Genomic DNA, 19,337 nt, shown 5'->3' with positions numbered 1-19,337 from the left:
CCGGGTGGGCCTGGCGGGCGAGAACGACCTCGCGTACCCGGAGCCCAGAACGAGGGGGAAGACGCCACCGGGTGGCGGGGACGACCTCGCGTCTCCGGGGCCGGGACGAGCGGCCGGCGGCGTCCCGGGAGGCTAACGTGGTCCGCGTGCCCGACCTCGCCGCAGCTCCTCCTCGCACCCCGGCGGACCGGCGGGGAAGCCGGCGGGACACGGCCACGCTGGTGGGTTTCGCGCTGGCCTTCGGCCTGCTCGACGTCGTGATCTGCCTCAGCAGCCGGCCCACCACGGGGTGGGCGGGCCCGCGCGCCGATCTGCTGCTGCAGCTGGCGGTGGACGCCTCGCTGGTGTTCCTCGGCCGGTTCCCGCGCCAGGTCAGCGGGGTGGTGCTGGTGGTCGTAGCGCTCACGCTGCTCTCGGACACCTTCTCCCCCGGCCTGTTCTCCCCCGTCGAGCCGGCCAGCCCGCTCGCGTTGCCACGGGCCACCCCGGTGGTGGTCATCTACCTGGTCAGGCGGCAGCCGCAGCGGGTCGCGCTGCCGCTCGTCGCGCTGTTCGCGCTGGCCGGCAGCCGGCTGTGGGAGCCGAGCTGGACCGTCACGCCGGTCGGGCTGCTCAGCACGACGGGCCCGGCCGTGGTCGTGCTCTACCTCGACGCGCGCAGGCAGCTGCTGCGGTCGCTGCGCGACCGCGCCGAGCGGGCCGAGCGCGAGAAGCACCTGCTGGCCGCGCAGGCACGATCCGAGGAGCGCCGCCGGCTCGCCGCGGAGATGCACGATGTGCTCAGCCACGGCGTGAGCCTCATGGTGCTGCACGCCGGGTCCTTGGGCGTGACCTCCTCCGACCCCGCGGTACGCGAGGCCGCCGAGGAGATCAGGGCGGCCGGCGCGATGGCCCTCGACGAGCTGCGCGACCTCATCGGCGTGCTCAACGGCGAAGCGGACGATACCCGCGTCCGCCGGGCGGACGGCGAACCGGACGATACCCGCGCCCACCCGCCGGGCCCGAGCCGCCGCCCCGCCGGCGCGCGGCGGCAGGCGCCCCCGGTGCCCGACCCGGCCGCCCTGGCCGAGGAGTCGGCGGCCGCCGGCTTCCCGGTCGAGCTGGACGTCGAGGGCGAGCGGTCGCTGATGTCGCCCACGATCGCGCGCACGGTGCACCGCATCGTGCGGGAGGCGCTGACCAACACCCGCAAGCACGCGCCGGGCGCCCACGTTCGGGTCCGGCTGCGCTACCGGCCGGACGGCGTCACCGTCCGTGTGGTCAACGGCGCCGCCGCGCGTCCGGCCGACGAGGTGCTGGCCGGCAGCGGGTCCGGGCTCGGCCTGGCCGCCCTGGGGCACCGGGTCGACGTGGTCGGCGGCACTCTGCGCGCGGGCCCCACCGGCGACGGCGGCTTCCTGGTCGCCGCGGAGCTGCCGGCGTACGTCCCGGCCTCGCAGACCGATGGCAGGCCCGCCACCGCCCACGGCTGACCCCGATGCCTCGCCGCTGACGCCGCTGATTCGTGAATGACCCCGGCTGGGCGTGGCTCTCCACCCTGGCCACGTGCCGGAGATGATCGGCGCCGGGTCGGCGGGTCGTGGTACGGCGATCCCGGCGGCTGCTACGGCGCCCGAGCCGGTGATCGTGGATGGCCGGCGCATCGGCGACCGCGACCGGCAACTTTCGTTGTCGCCGGAGCCCACCTTGTGCCGTAGCCCCCGCCCCGCGTACCCGGGTTGCATGGAGGACGGAACCGCTGGGTCCGGTACCCGCCGGCGCGTTCCCGAGGGCCGATGGCCGAGCAGGGAGGTGGGCGGGCCGGTGGATGGACCCGCCGGGACGACCGGGGCGACGCCCGCCCATCCCCTTCGCGGCCTCCCGGCGGCGAGACACGGACGCACGATGTGGAGTGAACACCCATGAAGAACCGGCCTCGCGGCGAGCGCAACCGGCTCGCCGCGCTCACCCTGGTGGTCCTCGGGCCGTTGGTCGCCGAACTCGCCCTGGGCTCCACGCCGGTGCGGATGGCATGGCTGCTGTTGCTGTGGCTGCCGATCTACGGCGCTGGGGTCCTGCTCATCCGCGAGCTGGTACGCCGCTTCCGCGGCGGGTGGCTCAGCGTCATCCTGCTCGGGGTGGCTTATGAGCTGGTCGAAGACGGCATCGCCCTGCAGGCCCTGTCCAGCCCCCACCTGTACGGCGCGGCCGGCTGGGCTCCCCGGGTGCTCGGCCTCAACAGCGCCTATCTGGAGGCCAACCTGCCCTACCACGTGGTGTTCAGCGTGACCGTCCCGATCCTGCTGACCGATCTGCTCTTCCCGCGCCACCGCCACGTGCCCTACCTGGGCCGGACCGGGCTGGTCGTCACCGGCCTGTGCGCCCTGGCCGGGGTGGCTCTGCTGAGGGTCAGCGTGCCCCCGAACCAGGATCCGGGGTACATGGCGCCGCCCGGTGTGCTGCTGGGGTGCCTGGTGGCCGTCGCCGTTCTCGCCGTGATCGCCCTCGGTGTGCTGCCGAGGCGCGCCGCGCGTCCGCGCACCGACGCGCGGGTGCCCTCCGCCCGGGCGCTGGCGGGGGGCGGCTTCCTCGCCACCCTCGCCTTCATGGGCCTGCTGTTCCCCTTCTGGGGGGCCGCACAGCCGGCCTTCACTCATGGCCTGTGGGTTCTGCTCCCGATGGCGGCCGCCGCCGTCGTCGCCGTGGGCACGGGACTGCTCGTCCACCGCTGGTCGGCCTCGTCGCGATGGGACGATCGGCGGTGCCTGGCCCTGGCGGGCGGCGCGCTGATCGCGCACACGGTCTTCGGGGTCGTGGGCGTGGCCGACACGGCCCTGGACAGGGCGGGCCTGGTCGTCCTCGGCCTGCTGACCGCCTGGCTCCTGCTCGTGCTGGCCCGCCGTCCGCCGGCGGCGGCGACGAGCTGAGCCGGGCGGTCGCGCACGTGCCGGTGGCACCACCACCGGCGTACCCGGGTAGCCGGCGGATCTCAGCCGGTGAGCCCGGCCTCGTGGGCCAGCAGGCCGGCCTGCGTACGGTTCGCGCAGCCCAGCTTCGTCAGCATGCGGGAGACATAGCTCTTCACCGTCGCCTCGGACAGGTGGAGCCTGGCCGCGATCGCGGCGTTCGACATCCCTTCGCCGAGGCAGACCAGCAGGTCGATCTCGCGCTCGGTGAGCTCGTCCAAACGGGTCCTGGCCTGCTGGACGCGCTGGTGCCGGCCGGCCGAGGCGGCGACCATGCGGCGCGTGGCCTCCTTGGACATCACGGTGTGCCCCTCGGCCGCGACGCGGACCAGGCCGAGCAGGTCCTCCGGCGGCGTCGTCTTCAGCAGGAACCCCGACGCGCCCGCGCTCAGGGCCTTCATCACATGAGCGTCGGTGTCGAACGTCGTGAGCGCCACCAGCGCCGGAGCGGCCGGCATCGCGGCGATCTTCTCGATCGCGGTCAGCCCGTCCACCTCGGGCATCCGCAGGTCCATCAGCATCACGTCGGGCCGGAAGCGCACGGCGGCCTCGATCGCCTCGGCCCCGTCCTGCGCCACGCCGACGACCTCGATGTCGCCGGCCGAGCTCAGCACGGTCCGCAGGTGCGCCAGCACCATGGGCTCGTCGTCGACGAGGACCACGCGGATCGCGGTGCGGGCGCTGTCGGCGGACACCCCTGCAGTATCGCATCACGACCGGCCGGATGAGGCTCCCCCGAGCACGGCGGTCCCACCACGCCTTTCGCCCGCACAACCGATTCGCGATCGCAAGCATGGAGCACGCGGCATATCAGGACTTCACGCGCCCGATGAGCCGCCTGGACACAACCACGGGTTGTGGCCATAGGGTACCCGGATGGACCTCGACACCGTCCGGACCTTCGTCGCCGCCGCGGACGCGGGACGGTTCCAGGAGGCCGCCGCCGAGCTGGCGGTCACCCAGCAGGCCGTCTCCAAGCGCATCGCCGCGCTGGAGCGCGACCTCGGCGTGCGGCTGTTCACCCGCACCGCGCGCGGCGCCGAGCTCACCATCGACGGGCAGGCGTTCCTGCCCCACGCGCGCGAGCTGCTGCGCGTCGCCGAGCGCGCGGTCGGGTCCGTGCGCCCCGGCAGCCGTCCCCTGCGCGTCGACGTGATCGCCTCGCGCGGCGCGGCGTCGGGCCTGATGCGCGGCTTCCACCGCGCGCACCCCGAGATCGAGCTCGACGTGGTGATGCTGCTCGAGATCGAGACGGCCGTCGCGGCCATCCGGTCCGGTGCGATCGACGCGTCCTTCCGCGCCGTCGCCGTGCCCGGCCGGCCTCTTCCCGAGGACTTCGCGTCGGTCCGGGTGCTGGACGAGCGGCTCCAACTCCTCACCGGCCCCGCCCACGCGCTGGCGGGCGCGCGGTCGGTGACCGTCGCGCAACTCGCCGGGCACCGCATCTGGATGCCCGGCCTGGTCCCCGGAACCGAGTGGACCGCCTACTACGACGACCTGGTCGCCGAGTTCGGCCTCACCATCGAGGCGACCGGCCCCAATTTCGGCTCCGACGCGCTCCTGGACACCATCGCCGACACCCCGGCCCTGGCCACCTTCATGGGCGAGCGGACGCGCCTGGTCTGGCCCGCCGACTACGGCCTGCGCCGCATCCCGGTGACCGGCCCGACGCCCGTCTACCCGCATTCGCTCCTGTGGCACCGCGACAACCCGCACCCCGCGCTGGCCACGCTCCGCGCCCACCTCGCCGCCACGGCGGCCGGCCACGACGCCGCCGGCACCTGGGCACCGGACTGGGTCATCCCACGGTGAGCGCCGCGTCCGGACCTGAGGGCGGCGTCAGCGGACGGAGGACACCGCGATGCCCATTCCGTCGCGCAGGCCGGTGCCGCCGTCGGTGAAGGTGCGCCGCGGCGGGGTGTTGCCGTCGGCCAGCCGGTCGAAGGCCAGGATGCTGCCGGGGCCGTCGAACGCGGCGGCTTTGGTGAGCACGTAGATGGTGCCGTCGACCTGGCTGCCGACGATGCCGGTGATCACCTTCCCGGCCAGGCCGGTCGCCGGGCCGGAGATCACGCGCACCGGGGCGGCGTCCCCGCTCGCGGTGCCGGCGTACACGTTGATGTGGGTCTGCTGGCCCTGGCTGACGGCGACGTAGAGCCGGCCGGTGAACGGCGAGTAGGAGACGGCGATCTGGTCGCAGGTGCTGGAACAGCTCCCCAGGCCGGTGTGCGGGCCGGCGATGACCCGTGCCGGCGTGGAGCCGCCGGTCGAGCCGCCGTTGAAGAACTCCACCGCGTTGCCGTTCGCGCGAACCACCGCGGCGATGACATGTCCGGACGTGTCGGTGGTCAGGACGCCCGGCCACGGGTGGAACGACTCGTCGGTCGGGATCTGGCGTACCGCGGGCACCGTGTAGAGGTTCGCGGGGGTGCCGCTCGCATTCGGCGCGGCCACCGCGATCATCGCCTCGGCCTGGCCGGTCGCCACGTACGCGAACCCCGCGGCGTCCACCGCCACCGCGCGGGAGTCCGGCCCGGCGACGCGGAAGATCCGGCCCGGCGTCGTGGCCCCCGGCGGGTAGACGAAGGTGGTCGCGTCCGACAGGAAGCTCTGCGCGTAGGCGTTCCCCCGGGTGTCGAAGGCGATTCCCCACGGCCCCCAGTAGGTGTTGGGGTCGCCCGGGTCGGCCAGCTGCCGCACCGGCGACACCGCGCCCGAGCTCCCGGTGGGGTAAGCCGTCACCGGTCCGCGGGTGTTGGCGACGTACAGCAGCTCCGGGCCGGTGGGGAACGGCGTCGGACTGACGGAGGGCCCACCGGAGGGCACGGCGGACGGCACGGCGGCCGTGGCCCTGGCCGTGGGGAAGCCGCCCAGCCACCCCGTGCCCGCTACGACCGCGAGCGCGGCCACGACACCTGCCACACCCAACCGCTCTGATACACCACGCCGCATGCGCACAACGTCGCACCGCACCGGCCGTAAGGCAACGGCCCGCGACACCGAGGAAGTCACCCCCCGCTGTGGAGGCACCGGCTTGGACCCCACGATGCGCAATCGCCCACGGTAGCGGCTTGATCACCCGCCCCGGCCCATCTCACCGCCGGCCGGCCCCGGATGAACCTTTCACGCCGGAGTCAGTGGACGGCCGGCGCGTCGTCCACGGTGGGGCGCTGCGGGCTCTCGGCAGGCCCGACCCGGTGGTCCGGGCCGCCGCCGAAAAGGCCCGCGCACTGGCCGTCGAACGTGAGGCCCACCTGTTCGCCCACCATGCCGAAAAGTTCCTGGCAGAACCCGGCGAACAGCCGGTCGACCACTGACCATCACGCCTGACGAGAACCTCCGCACAGACTCGTCACTTTTTCTCCAGTCGACCGCGCTGTAATGGCCGCTACGTGTCCTGAGGAGAAAGGTCAGCTTATGAGCCGGTTCGACAGCGGGTGGGGCGCGGACGGATGGGCCGTGCCACCCGGCGGGGGGAACCTGGTCGAGCTACGTGGTCCGCACCGGCCGGAGATCCTGGTGCGCGGCGCCGAGGTGGGAGGCGAGTTGGGCGCCTTCGTGTTCCACCATGACGTCATCGAGGAGAATCCGCCGCACGCCCACCACGACTTCATGAAGATCGCCTACGTGCTGGAGGGCGAGTACGCGTTCCGCGTAGGCGACGCCGAGTTCGAGGGCGGCCCGGGCACCACCGTGGTCGTGCCCCGCGGCTCGTACCACACGTTCGTGACGCCGACCGGCGGCAAGCTGCTCTTCGTCAGCGCCCCCTCCGGCAACGAGGAGCTCTTCCTGGAGATGGGACGCCTCGGAGCGGACCCATCGCCAGGGCAACTGCTCGCCCTCGACGAGCGCTTCGGGACCACCCGCCTGTCGGGCGACGAGGGCCGCCCGTGGCGACAGCCGCGCTGACCCCGTCGTCGGACGGAAGGCCGGCGAATATCGAAATTTCCATTCGCCGGGCCCCTCGCGAACCCCGGCATGCGGGCTTCCCCGGGAGACGAACGACGTCGGCGAGCTGAATGCCGCTTCGGCCTCAGGACCGCATCCCATCGTGCGTCACCGTCGCACATCCGCCCGAGGGCATCCGCGCCTCGGCACCCCCTCATATCGATACGGAGATCTCATGAACCCGCGCCTCAGACGCCGGCTCACGCTTGCCGTGCCGGTCGCGCTGTCGCTCACCGCCTCGTCCGGGCTCCTCCCCACGGCCGCTACGGCGGTGACCACGGCGGTCCGTGCCACCGACGCCCCCGCCTTCGTCTACGCCGTCAACACCAGGACCGACGGTCGCACGATCGAATCGGTACGGCGGGCGATCGGGGCCAACGGCGGCACCGTCGTGACGGGCTACGACCGGATCGGAGTGATCATCGCGCGCTCGTCGAACCCGGACTTCGGCCGGCGGATGCGCGCGGTGCGGGAGGTCGACTCGGCGGGCGCGACGCACACCGCGCCGCTCGGCGAGGCGGGGACGAACGACGAAGGCCCGGCGCAGGTCCTGACGAAGGCGCAGGCGGCGAAGGCCGCCGGCCGTGCGACGGCTGGTCAGGAGCCCCTCGAGGCCGACCAGTGGGATCTGCGGGCCATCGGCGCCGACAAGGCGGCCGAGGTCGACCCGGGAAGCAGGAACGTGACCGTCGGTGTGATCGACGGGGGTGTCGACGACACCCATCCCGACATCGCCCCGAACTTCTCCCCCGCGCAGAGCGCCAACTGCGTGAGCGGCAAGGCGGACACGACCTACGGCGCCTGGCGCCCGATGGACGCCGCCCACTACCACGGCACCCATGTGGCCGGTGAGATAGCCGCGGCCCGCAACGGCATAGGCGTGGCGGGCGTGGCTCCCGGGGTCAAGGTCGCGGGCATCACCGCGGGCGACGTCAACAAGCTGTACTTCGCGGAAAGCGTGGTCTGCGCCTTCGTGTTCGCGGGGGATCACGGCGTCGAGATCACCAACAACAGCTACTACGTCGACCCGTGGCTGTACAACTGCATGGACGACCCCGACCAGCGTGCCATCGTCGACGCGGTCAACAGGGCCCAGCTCTACGCGCAGCGCAAGGGCACGCTCAATGTGGCCGCGGCCGGCAACGCCGGCGCCGACCTCGGCGCGGACGCGATCGTGGACGACAGAAGCCCGAGCGACACGACGCCCGGCCCGCGCACGGTCGACCCGCACAAGTGCCTGGACGTACCGGCCCGCCTGCCGGGAGTGGTCAACGTCAGCGCGGTAGGCGTCAAGGGCGCCAAGGCCTACTACTCCAGCTACGGCCTGGGGGCCGTCGATGTGGCGGCCCCGGGCGGCGACAAGTACCAGATCCCGGACACCCCGGGGAAGGACGGCCGCATCCTGTCCACTTTGCCGAACGGCCAGTACGGCTACCTTCAGGGCACCTCGATGGCGTCCCCGCACGTGGCCGCCGTGGCCGCGCTGCTGAAGTCGGCGCACCCGCACGCCACCCCGGCCCAGCTCCAGGCCCTGCTGAAAGCCCACGCCGACAACCCGGGGTGCCCGAGCGGCCCCTACGACGGCAACGGCGACGGAGTCGCGGACGCGACCTGCTCCGGCGACGAGCACGTCAACGGCTTCTACGGCCACGGCGTCGTCAACGCGCTGCGCGCGGTCAAGTAGGCCCTGTCCTGGCCGATGGCGCGACTTCGAGCGTGAGGTGACACCGCGCCGCCCGAGAGGTCTCCCCCCTCGGGCGGCGCGGTGGTCAACGGCGCTCAGGGCCGCCGAGGCGCGCCTCGGTGTCCTGCGAGCGGCGCTGCCACGGCCGGCGGCCCTCCAGTTCCACCTCAAGGGAGATGCTGAGGAAGGTCCGGACGAAGACGATCAGCACCAGGACACCGACGCTGGTGAAGGTGGGTGAGACGGCCACGCTACGGATGATGTCCCCGGCGACGAGGAACTCGAGGCCGAGCAGGATCGCACGCCCGAGTCCCTGGCGATAGCGCCGGTAGACCTCCGGGAAGGGCGCGCGCCGCAGCAGCAGACGGTAGGCGAACAGCGTGCTCGTCAGCAGGGCGCCGACGGCGATGCCGGCCACCCCGGCCAGGTCGATGAGCTCGCCGAGGGTCTGGATGAGCGCCTGGAACCGCACCGCTCCCCTCCCCTCCGCCGGACCGCCGGCCTGCTCGGACGACCTCTTCGGAGATACCCCTTACGAGCACCCACGTCCGCTCACCGTCACGCGGGCTGCCGGTCGAGGCGGCGAGAGCGGCGAACCTTGACGAACGGTTGGTCCACGAGTCGCTCGACCGACCGTGGTCGATGGTCAGGCACGAGAGCCGCCCGCCGTCCGGGGCGTGAGCCCGGCGGTCCTCAACCCACACGACCGCGGGAATGCCCGACACGGCCGAAAGTATCGGAATTCCGCAAAAACTTCTGGAAGGGGGCCCAATAGCACTTGACGACGGCATCCCATGATCATTTTTGGAGGCCATCCGCCCTCCACCCGGCACGTGATCGGCCTGTTCACTACGAAAGTTTCATCCTGTGCGCCAGGCGCAGGCGCGAACAATCCCTGGTCAGCACGCGTGGAGGAGCACCCCGCGGGACCGGCGCCCCGCACCGGAAGTCAAGCTACTTGACATCCGTGATCAGGTCGTATTTGCTCCCTCGCACCACACCTTTTCAGCACGTGTGCAGCGCACTGATAACCCGCCGCCGAACCTTGGCGCTGATATCCCGGTTCCCGTTTCACAGCACCCGGCATTCGATGCCGCTGATGGAAAGGAACGCAGAAATGTTATCGACATCGGCCCGGTCCGCACGGCCAGAGGGAATCGCAAATGTTGAAGCATAGGTCAATCCTCGGGGCCGTGGCGCTCGCGGCGGCCGTCGTCCTCGCGACAGGGCACGCGGCGATGAGCAGCGGCAGCAGCACAGGAAACTCGGCGTCCGCCGCCGCCGCGCTCGCGGGCACCGCGGGATGCGGGAAGAGCCCGACGCTGACCAGCGGGACGCGGAGCATCACGACCAGCGGCAAGAACCGCCAGTACATTCTGCGGATTCCTTCGAACTACAACAACAACACCCCCTACCGCCTGATCTTCGGCCTCCACTGGCTGAACGGCACCATGAACGCCGTCGACTCGGGCGAAAGCGCCGGGGCCTCCTGGTCGTACTACGGACAGCGGCAGCTGTCCAACAACACCGCGATCTTCGTCGCGCCGCAGGGCTTCAACAACGGCTGGGCGAACAACGGCGGCGAGGACGTCACCTTCATCGACGACATCATGCGGCAGGTCGAGTCGGACCTCTGCGTCGACACCTCACTGCGTTTCGCCATGGGATGGAGCTACGGCGGCGCCATGAGCTTCTCCCTCGCGTGCAGCCGCGCGACGGTCTTCCGCGCGGTCGTGGTGTACTCCGGCGCGCAGCTCAGCGGATGCAACGGCGGCACCCAGCCCATCGCCTACATGGGCCTGCACGGCATCACCGACAACGTGCTGAACATCTCGCAGGGACGGGCGCTGCGCGACAAGTTCGTGCAGCTCAACGGCTGCACCGCGCAGAACCCGCCCGAGCCCGCCTCCGGCAGCCGGTCCCACATCGTCACCGCCTACTCCGGATGCCGCGCCGGATACCCGGTCGTCTGGGCCGCCTTCGACAACGGCCACACGCCCGCCCCGGTGGACGGGACCTACACCGCGGACGGCGCCCAGACCTGGACCAAGGGCGAGGTGTGGAAGTTCATCTCCCAGTTCACCAGCACCACGAACCCCGATCCCACCCCCACGCCGACCGTGACCCCGACCGTCACCCCGACGCCGACCGTCACCCCGTCCCCCACGACGGACTTCCGTCTGCGCAACGAGGGCGCCGGCCGCTGCGTCGACTCCCCCAACAGCGCCACCGCCAACGGCACCCAGCTCCAGGTCTACGACTGCCACACCAACGCCAACCAGCGCTTCACCTACAACTCCGGCCGGCTGGAGATCCTCGGCAAGTGCCTGGACTCCCCGACCAACGCCGGCTCCGGCACCCGCGTCCAGCTGTGGGACTGCCACACCAACAGCAACCAGCAGTGGACCTTCACCTCCAGCGGCACCATCACCAACGGCGCCAACAACCTCTGCCTCAACGCCGCCGGCACCGGCAACACCTCCGGCGTGACCATCGCCACCTGCAACGGCCAGGCCACCCAGAGATGGACCAGGGCATGACCACCCACTAGCCGATGACGAACGTCGGGTCCAGGCGACTCCGCCTGGACCCGACGTGACATTTCCGCTTCGCCGGAGACCTTCGAAACCATTCGCGTGCGCCATGAGCGCGGCCGGGTGTTGCATGGGCCAGATGATCGACGAACCGCTGGAACGACTACGCGCCGCCGCCCGACGCACCCGTGAAATGGCTCTGAACCGGGCGAGCACCGGCCTGGGACACCAGGACGCCGACGACGACATCGGCACGATCGGCACGGACGGAGCCCTCGGGTTCGACCCGTTCCCCCTGCTGGAAGCCCTCCATCACCACGGCGTCCGAGCCGTCGTGATCGGGCAGGTCGCCGGCATCATGCATGGGTCCACCGAACCGACCGGCGATCTGGACCTGCTCTGGGATGGCGCCCCCGCTAACGCCCCAGCCCTGGCGGCCGCCTTGACCTCCGTCGGCGCCCGGCTCGCCGACGAAGCAGGCGACCCCCTGCCTACTCGCCCGGAATCCCTTCTCCGCCCCAAAGTGCAGTTCACCTCACCCGCGGCCGGCGGGGACTGCTGCACCCCGGCGCTCCCCTGGGGCGACCTTCGCCCCACAGAGTTCCTCGACCACGCGGTCACCGCGGTCGACCCGGGCGGCCTGGAAGTCCACTACGTCTGCCGAGAAGACCTGATCCGGATGCGCCGCGCCATAGGCCGCCCCAAGGACCTGCGCCGAGCAGCCGAACTGTGCGGCGGCATCAGACCGGGGCTCACAACAGTCCTCTCTTCACGAGATTCGCCATGAGGTCGCGGACTCCGAAGTCCCAAGGTGCGCAGTCCTCGGCGTGCCGGACGCGGTTGACCAGGGTGCCGAGGGCGGGGGAACTGATCCGCACCACGTCGCCGGTCTTGTGCGTGAACCCCTCGCCCGGGTGGTCACGGTCCTGGATGGGCGCGAACATCGTGCCGAGCATCAGGACCGCGCCGTCGGGATACTGATGGTGCGGGCCGATCAGTTGCCGCACCAGCGCTTCCGGATCGCGTGACATCCGCGCCATCTCCGAGACCGCCTCGAGGCGGAAGCCGTCCTCGCCTTCGATCTCCAGCCGCACCACCAGGCCGCGTACCTGTTCCAGGTCGAACCGCTCGTCGAAGAGCCGGATCAGGGGGCCGAGCGCGCACGAGGCGTTGTTGTCCTTCGCCATCGGCAGCAGGAGCGCGGATCGGCCCTCGACATCCCGGAGGTTGACGTCGTTGGCGAGCGCCGCCCCCACGATCCGGCCACTCGACTGGACGATGAGCGACACTTCGGGCTCGGGGTTGTTCCAGGTCGAGGCGGCGAGCACCCCGACGGGCACCGCGGTGCCCATGGCGGACAGGACCTGCCCCTTGGTGAAGATCTCGGCGTCCGGGCCGATCCCGACCTCCAGGTACTGGCTCCAGATGCCCTCGGCGACGAGCAGGGTCTTCAGCCGCGCCGCCTCCTCCGAGCCTGGCGTCAGGTCGTGAAGGTCGGCGCCGACGCCGGCGAGCATCCGCCGGCGGATGTCCGCGGCGAGTGCCATGTCGCCGCCGGCCCGCTCCTCGATGACGCGCTCGATCATCGAGACGGGGAAGGTCACCCCGGCGGCCTTGAGCGCCTGGAGGTCGACCGGTGCGAGCAGCCAGGGCCGGGTGCGGTCCCGGTCCGCGGCCCCGGTGTTGGCGAGCACGTCCCCGAAGCCGCCGACATGCCGGCCATCGAGCGCGGAGACCACGGCGGCGGGGTCCGGCAGCTCGCAGATGTCGCGGACCGTCGGGAAGTCCGCGCTGAGGTCGATGACCTCTCCGTCGCGGACCACCACGGGTGAGGGCCCTTCGACGAGGGGATCCCAGATCCGGCCGATCAGGACACCGTCCGCGGCATCGTCCGGCAGCGCGTCCGCGGCCGTCCCGAACCAGGCGGCCTCGGCGGCGAGCTCATCGGGCGATGACTGGATCATTTGCCGTCTCCCAGGTTGAAGAAGGACCGCTCGTCCGCGGGCCGGATGTCGAAGACGGCGTCTTGGAACATCCGCAAGGGGTGGGGGGTGAAGGGATGCCGTGCGATCGCCTCGAGATCGAGCTCGATGCCGAGACCGGGCCCGGTCGGGATGAGGATGTCACCCTCCTGCGTCAGTACGAGTCTCTCATTGGTGATCTCCGGACGCCATGGGACGTCGGTCGCCATGATCTCCAGGTAGCGGAAGTTGGGCAAGGCGGCCCCGAGTTGCAGCGTCGCCGCGGTGCTCAGCGGTCCGCTGGGATTGTGCGGCGCGAAACCGACGTAGCCGGTCGCGGCGAGCGTCGAGATGAAGGCCAGTTCTGCGATGCCGCCGGCGTGCGTCACATCGGGCTGGACGAAGTCGACCGCCTGGCGGGCGAGCGCCGGCGCGAACCCCTGCCGTCCGAACCATCGCTCCCCCGCGGCGATGGGCACCGGCGAGGACCGGCGGACCTCGACGAGGGCGTCGAGGTTGTCCGGGGGGCAGGGTTCCTCGAACCACACCGGTTCGAACTGCGCGATCTGCCGCGCGACCTTGACGGCGTGGTTGACGTCGAAGCGGCCGTGGCCCTCGATGAACAGCTCCACGTCGCGCCCGACCGCGGAGCGGACGGCGTCGATCTGTGCGAGCACGCGGTCCAGTTGCCGGGAGGTGATCGTGAGGTCGTGGTTCTCGAAGGGATCCCACTTGAGACCGCGAAAACCGCTGTCGACGGTCCTCCTCGCGGCGGCCGCGTAGTCCTCGGGCGTGACGGCTCCGGAGAACCAGCCGTTGGCATAGGCGCGCACCCGGTCGCGGGTGGCGCCGCCGAGCAGCCGGGAGACCGGGACGCCGAGCTCTCGTGCCGAGATGTCCCACAGCGCCATCTCCAGCGAGCTCAGCGCGGTCATGATGACCGGGCCGCCTCGCCAGTACCAGTCCCTCGCCAGCTCGTACAGGATGCCGGATATGCGGGTGGGGTCCATCCCGGTCACGGCTTCGGCCACTTCGGCGATGGCGCCTTGGACGGCGCGTTCCTTGCCCTCCAGGGTCGCTTCGCCCAGTCCGACGATCCCCTCGTCCGTCGAGACGCGGACGATCACCAGGTTGGTGCGGTAGAAGTCGACGACCACGGTGTCGACCGAGGTGATCTTCATGTCCGGCTCAGCCCTTCACCGCGCCGGCGGTCATGCCGGCCACCACATATTTCTGCACGAACAGGTAGAAGACGACGGCGGGCGCCGTGAACATGAAGGCGACCGCCATGACCGTCTGGATCGGGGTGCCGAGTTCGCCGATGAAGTTCGCGATGCCGACCGACGCCGGCTGCATCCCGGGGGTGAAGATGAACGTGACGGCGAACACGTACTCGTTCCAGGCGTGGAAGAACGCGATGACCGCGGTGGCGGCGAGCGACGGAGCGATCAGCGGCACGTTGATGCGGGTGAGCACGGTGAGCGGTCGCGCTCCGTCGACCCGCGCGGACTCCTCCAGTTCGCGAGGCAGGCCGTCGATCGCGCCCTTGAGGATGAGGGCGACGATCGGCAGGACGAAGGCGGAGTTGACCAGGATGAGGCCGCCGAGGGAGTCGAGGAGGTCGAATCGCCGGAAGAGCGCGAACAGCGGCACGACCATGAGGGCCTCGGGAAGCATCTGCGTGAACAGCAGCGCGACGGTCACCAGGACCTTGCCCCGGAACGTGAACCGCGAGAGCGCGTAGCCGAGCGGGATGCCGAGGCCGATCGAGAGGACCGTCGTGCCCGCGGCGATCACCAGGCTGTTGCGCAGCCAGGTCGTCGCCTTGCCTTCGGCCAGCGCGTCGATGAAGACCCCGAACTGCGAGAAGTCGGGGACGAGCCGGGCCTTGTGGGCGAAGAGCTCAGAGTTTCCCGACAGTGCGGTGACGAACATCCAGTACAGCGGGAAGACGGCGATCCCGAGCACGACGAGAACGGCGATGATCCGCAGGGTCAGGCCGACGTGGGGCGGTCTCATCAGCGGGCCTCCCTCTCGGCGGCACGGGCGACGAACCGGCTGCCGGCGATGACGATGAGCGAGATGACGACGCCGACCATGCCGATCGCCGCCGCCGAGCCGAGTTGCTTGGAGTCGAAGGCCTGGGAGTAGAGGTCGATGACCAGCGTCCTGGTCGCGCCGACCGGTCCCCCCTTCGTCATGAGCCAGATGAGCTCGAATCGCCGCAGCGACCAGATGGTCATGAGGAGGGCGAGCAGGCCGACGGTCGGCTTGATGGCCTGCCAGGTGACGGCGCGGAAGGTCCACCACCTTCCCGCACCGTCCATCGTCGCGGCCTCGGTGAGGTGCGGGGGGACGGACTGCAGCGCGGACAGCAGCACCACCGAGGTGAAGGGGAACAGTTGCCAGATGGTCGTCGCGAGGACCGCCGGGAGGGCGTATCGCGGGCTGTCGAGGATGGCGCCGCCCGGGACGCCGAGGCCGACCGCGTCCAGGAATCGGTTCACGATCCCGTAGTCCGGGTTGAGCATCCATATCGCGATGAGCGCGACGGCGATACCGGGCGCCGCCCACGGAATGGTCACCAGTGCGCGCGCCAGCCCCCGGCCGCGGAAGCCCTTGTTGAGGAGCAGGGCGACCGCGAGCCCGGTTCCGACGGCGACGACGACGCACACGACGACGTAGACGAGGGTGATGAGCAGGGTACGGCGGAAGTCCGCGTCGCCGAAGATGCGGGCGAAGTTGTCCAGTCCCACCCAGGTGCTGCGTGTGGGGTTCAGCAGCGAGGTTCGCGTGAAGCTCAGGAAGACTTCCTGCGCCAGCGGGACGACCTGAAACACCAGGATGAAGACGGCTGCGGGGGCCAGGAAGAAGTAGGGCGTCCACCTGCTCCCCAGCGGGCTGCCTCGACGCCGGGCCCCGGATCGAGGTCCTGTGATCTGCTGCTGTTCCAGCACGGTCATCGAGTTCGGTCCTTCGAAAGTAGGACGCCGCCGGCGGGAGAGTCTCGCCGGCGGCGTCGTCCGGTCAGCCAACCAGTTGGGACGCCTGCTGCTGGGCGCGGTCCAGCGCCGTCTTGAGGTCGACCGTGCCCTGGAGGGCCGCGACGACGTTCTGCACGACGATCTTGCGGATGTCCGGCGTCTTCGCCTCGAACCCCTGGACGATCTGCGGCAGGCTCGAGTCGGTGAGGTCGTCGAAGACGGTCAGGAACGGCGTCTTCTGGAGCTGCTCAGGGCTTCGCTTGGTGACCGTCGCCACACTGCTGGCGCCGAGGATCTCCTGCAGCTTGACCTGGTTGTTCGGCTCGAGCGCCCACTTGATGAAGGTGGCCGCGGCCTCCTTCGCCGGGCTCGCCTCGTTGATGACGATGGGTGCGAGGATCGCGCCCTGCTTGCGGACGGGGAACGGGATGGGTGCGACGTTGAAGTTCAGGTCGGCGTTCTGACCGCGAGTCGCCGTCACATAGCCGCCGTTGTTGAGCTCCATGCCGACCTTGCCCTCGGCGAACATGCGGCGGAACGTCGCCGCGTCCGCGCCACGCGGGATCACTTTGGCGTCGTACAGGTCCTTGAACGCCTGCAGGCCCTTGAGGTTCGCGGGCGAGTTGATCGTCAGCTTCTGGCCGTCCGACCATGCGCCGCCGAAGCCGTAGACGTAGTTGAAGATGTCCTGCCACACACCGGCTTCCTCGGCCTCGGTCTGGCGGAACGCCAGGCCGTAGGTGTCGCCCTTGGTCAGCGACTTCGCCGTGTCGACGAACTGCTCGTAGCTCGTCGGGGGCTTCGGGATCAGGTCGGCGTTGTAGAACATCGCGTAGTTCGACGCCTCGAAGATGATCCCGTGACGCTGGCCGTCGTGGACCATGAACTGGTCCGGCTGCTTGAGCAGGTCGTACTTGCTGACGTCGATCAGGTCGTTGAGCGGTGCGATGAGGCCGGCGTCCGAGGCCGACTCGAACTCCGGCATGTCGAAGCGGATGAGATCGGGCCCTTTTCCGCTGCCCATCTGGGTCAGGATGGTCTGCCCGAAGGTCGGATACGGCACCGCCGCGGCGGAGACCTGGACCTTGCTCTGGCTCTTGTTGAACTCCTCGAGCCACTTCGTGAGCAGCGGTCCGCGGCCCGGATCGCCGAGGGTCGAGGCGGCGAACGTCAGCTTGGCCACGCCGCCCCCGGATCCACCGTCGGAGCCGCAGCCGGTCAAGAGGGCGACGGCCATAGATGTGACGCCGGCCGCCGCGACAATGCCGCGGCGAACGCGATGCAGCCTCATTTGTTACTCCACAGTAATAACTGGATACTTCCCCGAAACCGTGGTCGGAATTGCAACGATCGTAGCGACATGTGCAACGAAGTCAAGTGGCGGTTGCACATGTCATGAGCTACATTGCAAACTACGCAACGCAAGGAGGATGGTAAGTGGCGCAATCGATCCAGCGTGCGATCAACCTGATCCGCTTGGCGGCGGAACATCCGCTGACACTGTCGGAGGCCTCGGACGTGCTCGGCGTCCACAAATCCACGGCCCTGCGGATCCTCCAGACGCTGGAGGCCGCGCGCTTCGTGCGCAAGACGGGGGCGGGGACGTACGTGTTCGGCAGCGGGCTCATCGAACTGTCGGAACTCGCGCTCGGCTCGATGGACCTCCGCCAGTTCGCCTCCGCGCACCTGCGCGTGCTTCAGCGGCGGACGGGCCATACCGTGCACCTGGCACAGTTGACCGGCGACGAGATCGTCTACGTCGACAAGGTGGACAGCCCCGCGTTCGACGCGGTGAAGCTGCCGTCACGGGTCGGCCGGGCCGTCTCGATCTACGCGAGCGCCGTGGGCAAGGTGATCCTCGCCCACCTCTCCCAGGCGGAACGCGACCGCCTGCTCTCTCACGTCACCTTCGAGCGGTACACCGGCACGACCTTCGCCGACCGCGAAGCCCTCGACGCCGAACTCGCCCGCGTCGCCGAACGCGGCTGGGCCATCGACGACGGTGAGCACGACGCCTATGTCATGTGCGTCGCCGCACCGATCAGGGATTCGCGTGGACAGGTCATCGCGGCGGTCTCCCTGACCGCCATCGAGGTGATCGCGAACCTGGACCAGCTGAAGGAGAAGCTTCCGCTCCTGCTGGAGACCTCGGCACTGATCTCCCAGGAACTCGGGTACACACCCGAGCCCTCGCCCGCTCCATAGGCGAGCCGAGACGCGTCCTTCGGGAACACCCCGCCGGTGTCCCTCCTCCGCCCCTGCCGGGCATGCCCTTCACGGCCTCCGGCGCGGATCGTCCGGCGCCTTGCCGTGGCGCCTCAGCTGCCACGGCAAGGCGTGCCGGAGGCGCGTCGCCGTCAGGTTGTTAGCGCTAACATCCTGCCCTGGCATTCCTCCTCTTCGCCTGGCGTACTTGAGGTGGTGGTGCAGCGGAGCCAATACGATCAAGTGCGCTCTCGTCAAGAGCCCAGGACTCGCCGCTCGCCGCGCGTTCGCCGGCGACGACCGGTTTTCCGCCGCCACCGGCATCCGATCGCATGGTGCCCGGAGCTCGGCACGATGCAACTTTCATCCGGTGGCGGTGCGGCATGGCCCACGGCGCCCTTCCTGCTGACGTGGGCATCGATGCGCGTCAGGTCGCCGCGGAAGCCTCGCCGTCGTCGAGCCGAATCGAACCGGTTCGTCGATGGTCTTGACATGTTACAGAGAGGTTTCCACACTGAGTCCGCAAGGCGGCTTCCCCCTGTCGGGTCGGTGGTGGTGACAGGGCCGCCAATTGGTGACGCGACGTCTGTGACGCCGGTGCGCCACGGTCCGGCGACGATCCGCCGCCCGTGCCCGGCCCGGCTTCGCGTCCCCTTCTTCGACCGACTCGGCAGTGGAGGCTCAGACATGGGCGAGAACGGCATTTCCCCAGATCAACCCCAGCGCGCATCCAGACCACGGCGTACAACGCGCGGCACTCGCCGATTGGCGGTGGCCGGTGTCGTCGGTGTGCTCGGGGTGGTCTCGGCGTTGGCGGCGAGCACTCCGGCGGGCGCGGCGGCCGGCACGCTGGGCGCGGCGGCGGCGCAGAGCGGCCGGTACTTCGGCGCGGCCATCTCGGCCAGTCATCTGGGCGACTCCACCTATGTGGCGACCTGGGATCGGGAGTTCAGCGGGGTCACCCCTGAAAACGAGATGAAGTGGGACGCCACCGAACCCTCCCGCAACTCCTTCCGCTTCACCGGCGCCGACCAGATCGTCAGCCACGCCCAGAGCAAAGGCATGAAGATCCGCGG

The 19,337-nt window shown here is 70.4% G+C and carries 18 protein-coding genes; 9 read left to right on the top strand and 9 right to left on the bottom strand.

Annotation, left to right across the window (positions count from 1 at the left end):
• The first annotated feature begins 146 nt into the window (after positions 1–146).
• Entirely contained in the window at positions 147–1,472 is a 1,326-nt protein-coding gene (locus tag ABZT47_RS38575) for a histidine kinase (protein WP_354853250.1), read from the top strand.
• A 429-nt stretch (positions 1,473–1,901) separates the two neighbouring features.
• A complete protein-coding gene (locus ABZT47_RS38570) occupies positions 1,902–2,906 on the top strand; it encodes a hypothetical protein (RefSeq protein ID WP_354853248.1) in 1,005 nt (334 codons plus the stop codon).
• A 62-nt stretch (positions 2,907–2,968) separates the two neighbouring features.
• Here the strand turns inward: ABZT47_RS38570 and ABZT47_RS38565 are convergent, their stop codons facing one another.
• Positions 2,969–3,640 carry a response regulator transcription factor gene (locus tag ABZT47_RS38565; protein ID WP_354853246.1) on the bottom strand — a complete coding sequence of 224 codons (672 nt, stop codon included), beginning with the start codon at positions 3,638–3,640 and terminating at the stop codon, positions 2,969–2,971.
• A 181-nt stretch (positions 3,641–3,821) separates the two neighbouring features.
• Between ABZT47_RS38565 and ABZT47_RS38560 the strand changes: the two genes are divergently transcribed.
• Positions 3,822–4,757 carry a LysR family transcriptional regulator gene (locus ABZT47_RS38560; protein WP_354853244.1) on the top strand — a complete coding sequence of 312 codons (936 nt, stop codon included), beginning with the start codon at positions 3,822–3,824 and terminating at the stop codon, positions 4,755–4,757.
• Positions 4,758–4,784: 27 nt separating this feature from the next.
• Here the strand turns inward: ABZT47_RS38560 and ABZT47_RS38555 are convergent, their stop codons facing one another.
• Both ABZT47_RS38555 and ABZT47_RS38550 read right to left on the bottom strand, forming a co-directional pair.
• Positions 4,785–5,867 carry a hypothetical protein gene (locus ABZT47_RS38555; RefSeq protein WP_354853242.1) on the bottom strand — a complete coding sequence of 361 codons (1,083 nt, stop codon included), beginning with the start codon at positions 5,865–5,867 and terminating at the stop codon, positions 4,785–4,787.
• A gap of 212 nt (positions 5,868–6,079) precedes the next feature.
• The gene (locus ABZT47_RS38550) at positions 6,080–6,259 is read right to left on the bottom strand and encodes a hypothetical protein (protein WP_354853240.1); all 180 of its coding nucleotides are present in this window, start codon (positions 6,257–6,259) and stop codon (positions 6,080–6,082) included.
• Between the two features lie 103 nt (positions 6,260–6,362).
• Here ABZT47_RS38550 and ABZT47_RS38545 point away from each other — a divergent pair, with 103 nt between their 5' ends.
• Positions 6,363–6,854 carry a cupin domain-containing protein gene (locus tag ABZT47_RS38545; RefSeq protein ID WP_354853238.1) on the top strand — a complete coding sequence of 164 codons (492 nt, stop codon included), beginning with the start codon at positions 6,363–6,365 and terminating at the stop codon, positions 6,852–6,854.
• 214 nt (positions 6,855–7,068) lie between these two features.
• Positions 7,069–8,577 carry a S8 family serine peptidase gene (locus tag ABZT47_RS38540; RefSeq protein WP_354853236.1) on the top strand — a complete coding sequence of 503 codons (1,509 nt, stop codon included), beginning with the start codon at positions 7,069–7,071 and terminating at the stop codon, positions 8,575–8,577.
• Between the two features lie 85 nt (positions 8,578–8,662).
• Here the strand turns inward: ABZT47_RS38540 and ABZT47_RS38535 are convergent, their stop codons facing one another.
• On the bottom strand, positions 8,663–9,049 hold the full coding sequence (locus tag ABZT47_RS38535) for a DUF1622 domain-containing protein (protein WP_354853234.1): 387 nt from the start codon (positions 9,047–9,049) through the stop codon (positions 8,663–8,665).
• A 691-nt stretch (positions 9,050–9,740) separates the two neighbouring features.
• Between ABZT47_RS38535 and ABZT47_RS38530 the strand changes: the two genes are divergently transcribed.
• Both ABZT47_RS38530 and ABZT47_RS38525 read left to right on the top strand, forming a co-directional pair.
• Positions 9,741–11,117, top strand: a complete 1,377-nt coding sequence (locus tag ABZT47_RS38530) for a ricin-type beta-trefoil lectin domain protein (protein ID WP_354853233.1) — start codon at positions 9,741–9,743, stop codon at positions 11,115–11,117.
• Between the two features lie 133 nt (positions 11,118–11,250).
• Positions 11,251–11,898, top strand: a complete 648-nt coding sequence (locus ABZT47_RS38525) for a hypothetical protein (RefSeq protein WP_354853231.1) — start codon at positions 11,251–11,253, stop codon at positions 11,896–11,898.
• On the opposite strand, the gene ABZT47_RS38520 is transcribed toward ABZT47_RS38525, so the two are convergent.
• The 5 genes from ABZT47_RS38520 to ABZT47_RS38500 form a co-directional block, all read right to left on the bottom strand.
• A complete protein-coding gene (locus tag ABZT47_RS38520; protein WP_354853229.1) occupies positions 11,864–13,075 on the bottom strand; it encodes a fumarylacetoacetate hydrolase family protein in 1,212 nt (403 codons plus the stop codon). The genes ABZT47_RS38525 and ABZT47_RS38520 overlap by 35 nt on opposite strands.
• Complete coding sequence (locus ABZT47_RS38515; protein WP_354853227.1) at positions 13,072–14,253, bottom strand: mandelate racemase/muconate lactonizing enzyme family protein; 1,182 nt, start codon at positions 14,251–14,253, stop codon at positions 13,072–13,074. Before ABZT47_RS38515 ends, ABZT47_RS38520 begins: the two co-directional genes overlap by 4 nt.
• Positions 14,254–14,260: 7 nt before the next feature.
• A complete protein-coding gene (locus ABZT47_RS38510; RefSeq protein WP_354853225.1) occupies positions 14,261–15,091 on the bottom strand; it encodes a carbohydrate ABC transporter permease in 831 nt (276 codons plus the stop codon).
• Positions 15,091–16,035: a sugar ABC transporter permease gene (locus ABZT47_RS38505; protein ID WP_354853223.1), complete on the bottom strand. Its 945-nt coding sequence runs from the start codon at positions 16,033–16,035 to the stop codon at positions 15,091–15,093. The genes ABZT47_RS38510 and ABZT47_RS38505 overlap by 1 nt, the downstream gene beginning before the upstream one ends.
• Before the next feature lie 64 nt (positions 16,036–16,099).
• Positions 16,100–17,239, bottom strand: coding sequence for a sugar ABC transporter substrate-binding protein (locus ABZT47_RS38500; protein ID WP_354853221.1), 1,140 nt, complete (start codon positions 17,237–17,239; stop codon positions 16,100–16,102).
• A 254-nt stretch (positions 17,240–17,493) separates the two neighbouring features.
• Here ABZT47_RS38500 and ABZT47_RS38495 point away from each other — a divergent pair, with 254 nt between their 5' ends.
• Together ABZT47_RS38495 and ABZT47_RS38490 are read left to right on the top strand one after the other, a co-directional pair.
• Complete coding sequence (locus ABZT47_RS38495) at positions 17,494–18,261, top strand: IclR family transcriptional regulator (protein WP_354853219.1); 768 nt, start codon at positions 17,494–17,496, stop codon at positions 18,259–18,261.
• A gap of 771 nt (positions 18,262–19,032) precedes the next feature.
• Positions 19,033–19,337: endo-1,4-beta-xylanase (locus tag ABZT47_RS38490; RefSeq protein ID WP_354853217.1), on the top strand; the 305-nt coding region annotated here is incomplete at its 3' end.

The organism is Sphaerisporangium sp. NPDC005289, assembly GCF_040607455.1.
In the GTDB taxonomy this organism is placed as follows: Bacteria; Actinomycetota; Actinomycetes; order Streptosporangiales; family Streptosporangiaceae; genus Sphaerisporangium; species Sphaerisporangium rhizosphaerae.
Note: the sequence above shows the minus strand (reverse complement) of the source record. Positions and strands in the feature narration are given on the sequence as shown.

What these genes read in the sequence shown, in the direction of transcription:
- ABZT47_RS38510 (WP_354853225.1), bottom strand. Translation starts at nt 15,091, where the DNA reads ATGAGACCGCCCCACGTCGGCCTGACCCTGCGGATCATCGCCGTTCTC.
- ABZT47_RS38530 (WP_354853233.1), top strand. Translation starts at nt 9,741, where the DNA reads ATGTTGAAGCATAGGTCAATCCTCGGGGCCGTGGCGCTCGCGGCGGCC.
- ABZT47_RS38540 (WP_354853236.1), top strand. Translation starts at nt 7,069, where the DNA reads ATGAACCCGCGCCTCAGACGCCGGCTCACGCTTGCCGTGCCGGTCGCG.
- ABZT47_RS38515 (WP_354853227.1), bottom strand. Translation starts at nt 14,253, where the DNA reads ATGAAGATCACCTCGGTCGACACCGTGGTCGTCGACTTCTACCGCACC.
- ABZT47_RS38525 (WP_354853231.1), top strand. Translation starts at nt 11,251, where the DNA reads ATGATCGACGAACCGCTGGAACGACTACGCGCCGCCGCCCGACGCACC.
- ABZT47_RS38545 (WP_354853238.1), top strand. Translation starts at nt 6,363, where the DNA reads ATGAGCCGGTTCGACAGCGGGTGGGGCGCGGACGGATGGGCCGTGCCA.
- ABZT47_RS38505 (WP_354853223.1), bottom strand. Translation starts at nt 16,035, where the DNA reads ATGACCGTGCTGGAACAGCAGCAGATCACAGGACCTCGATCCGGGGCC.
- ABZT47_RS38520 (WP_354853229.1), bottom strand. Translation starts at nt 13,075, where the DNA reads ATGATCCAGTCATCGCCCGATGAGCTCGCCGCCGAGGCCGCCTGGTTC.
- ABZT47_RS38570 (WP_354853248.1), top strand. Translation starts at nt 1,902, where the DNA reads ATGAAGAACCGGCCTCGCGGCGAGCGCAACCGGCTCGCCGCGCTCACC.
- ABZT47_RS38560 (WP_354853244.1), top strand. Translation starts at nt 3,822, where the DNA reads ATGGACCTCGACACCGTCCGGACCTTCGTCGCCGCCGCGGACGCGGGA.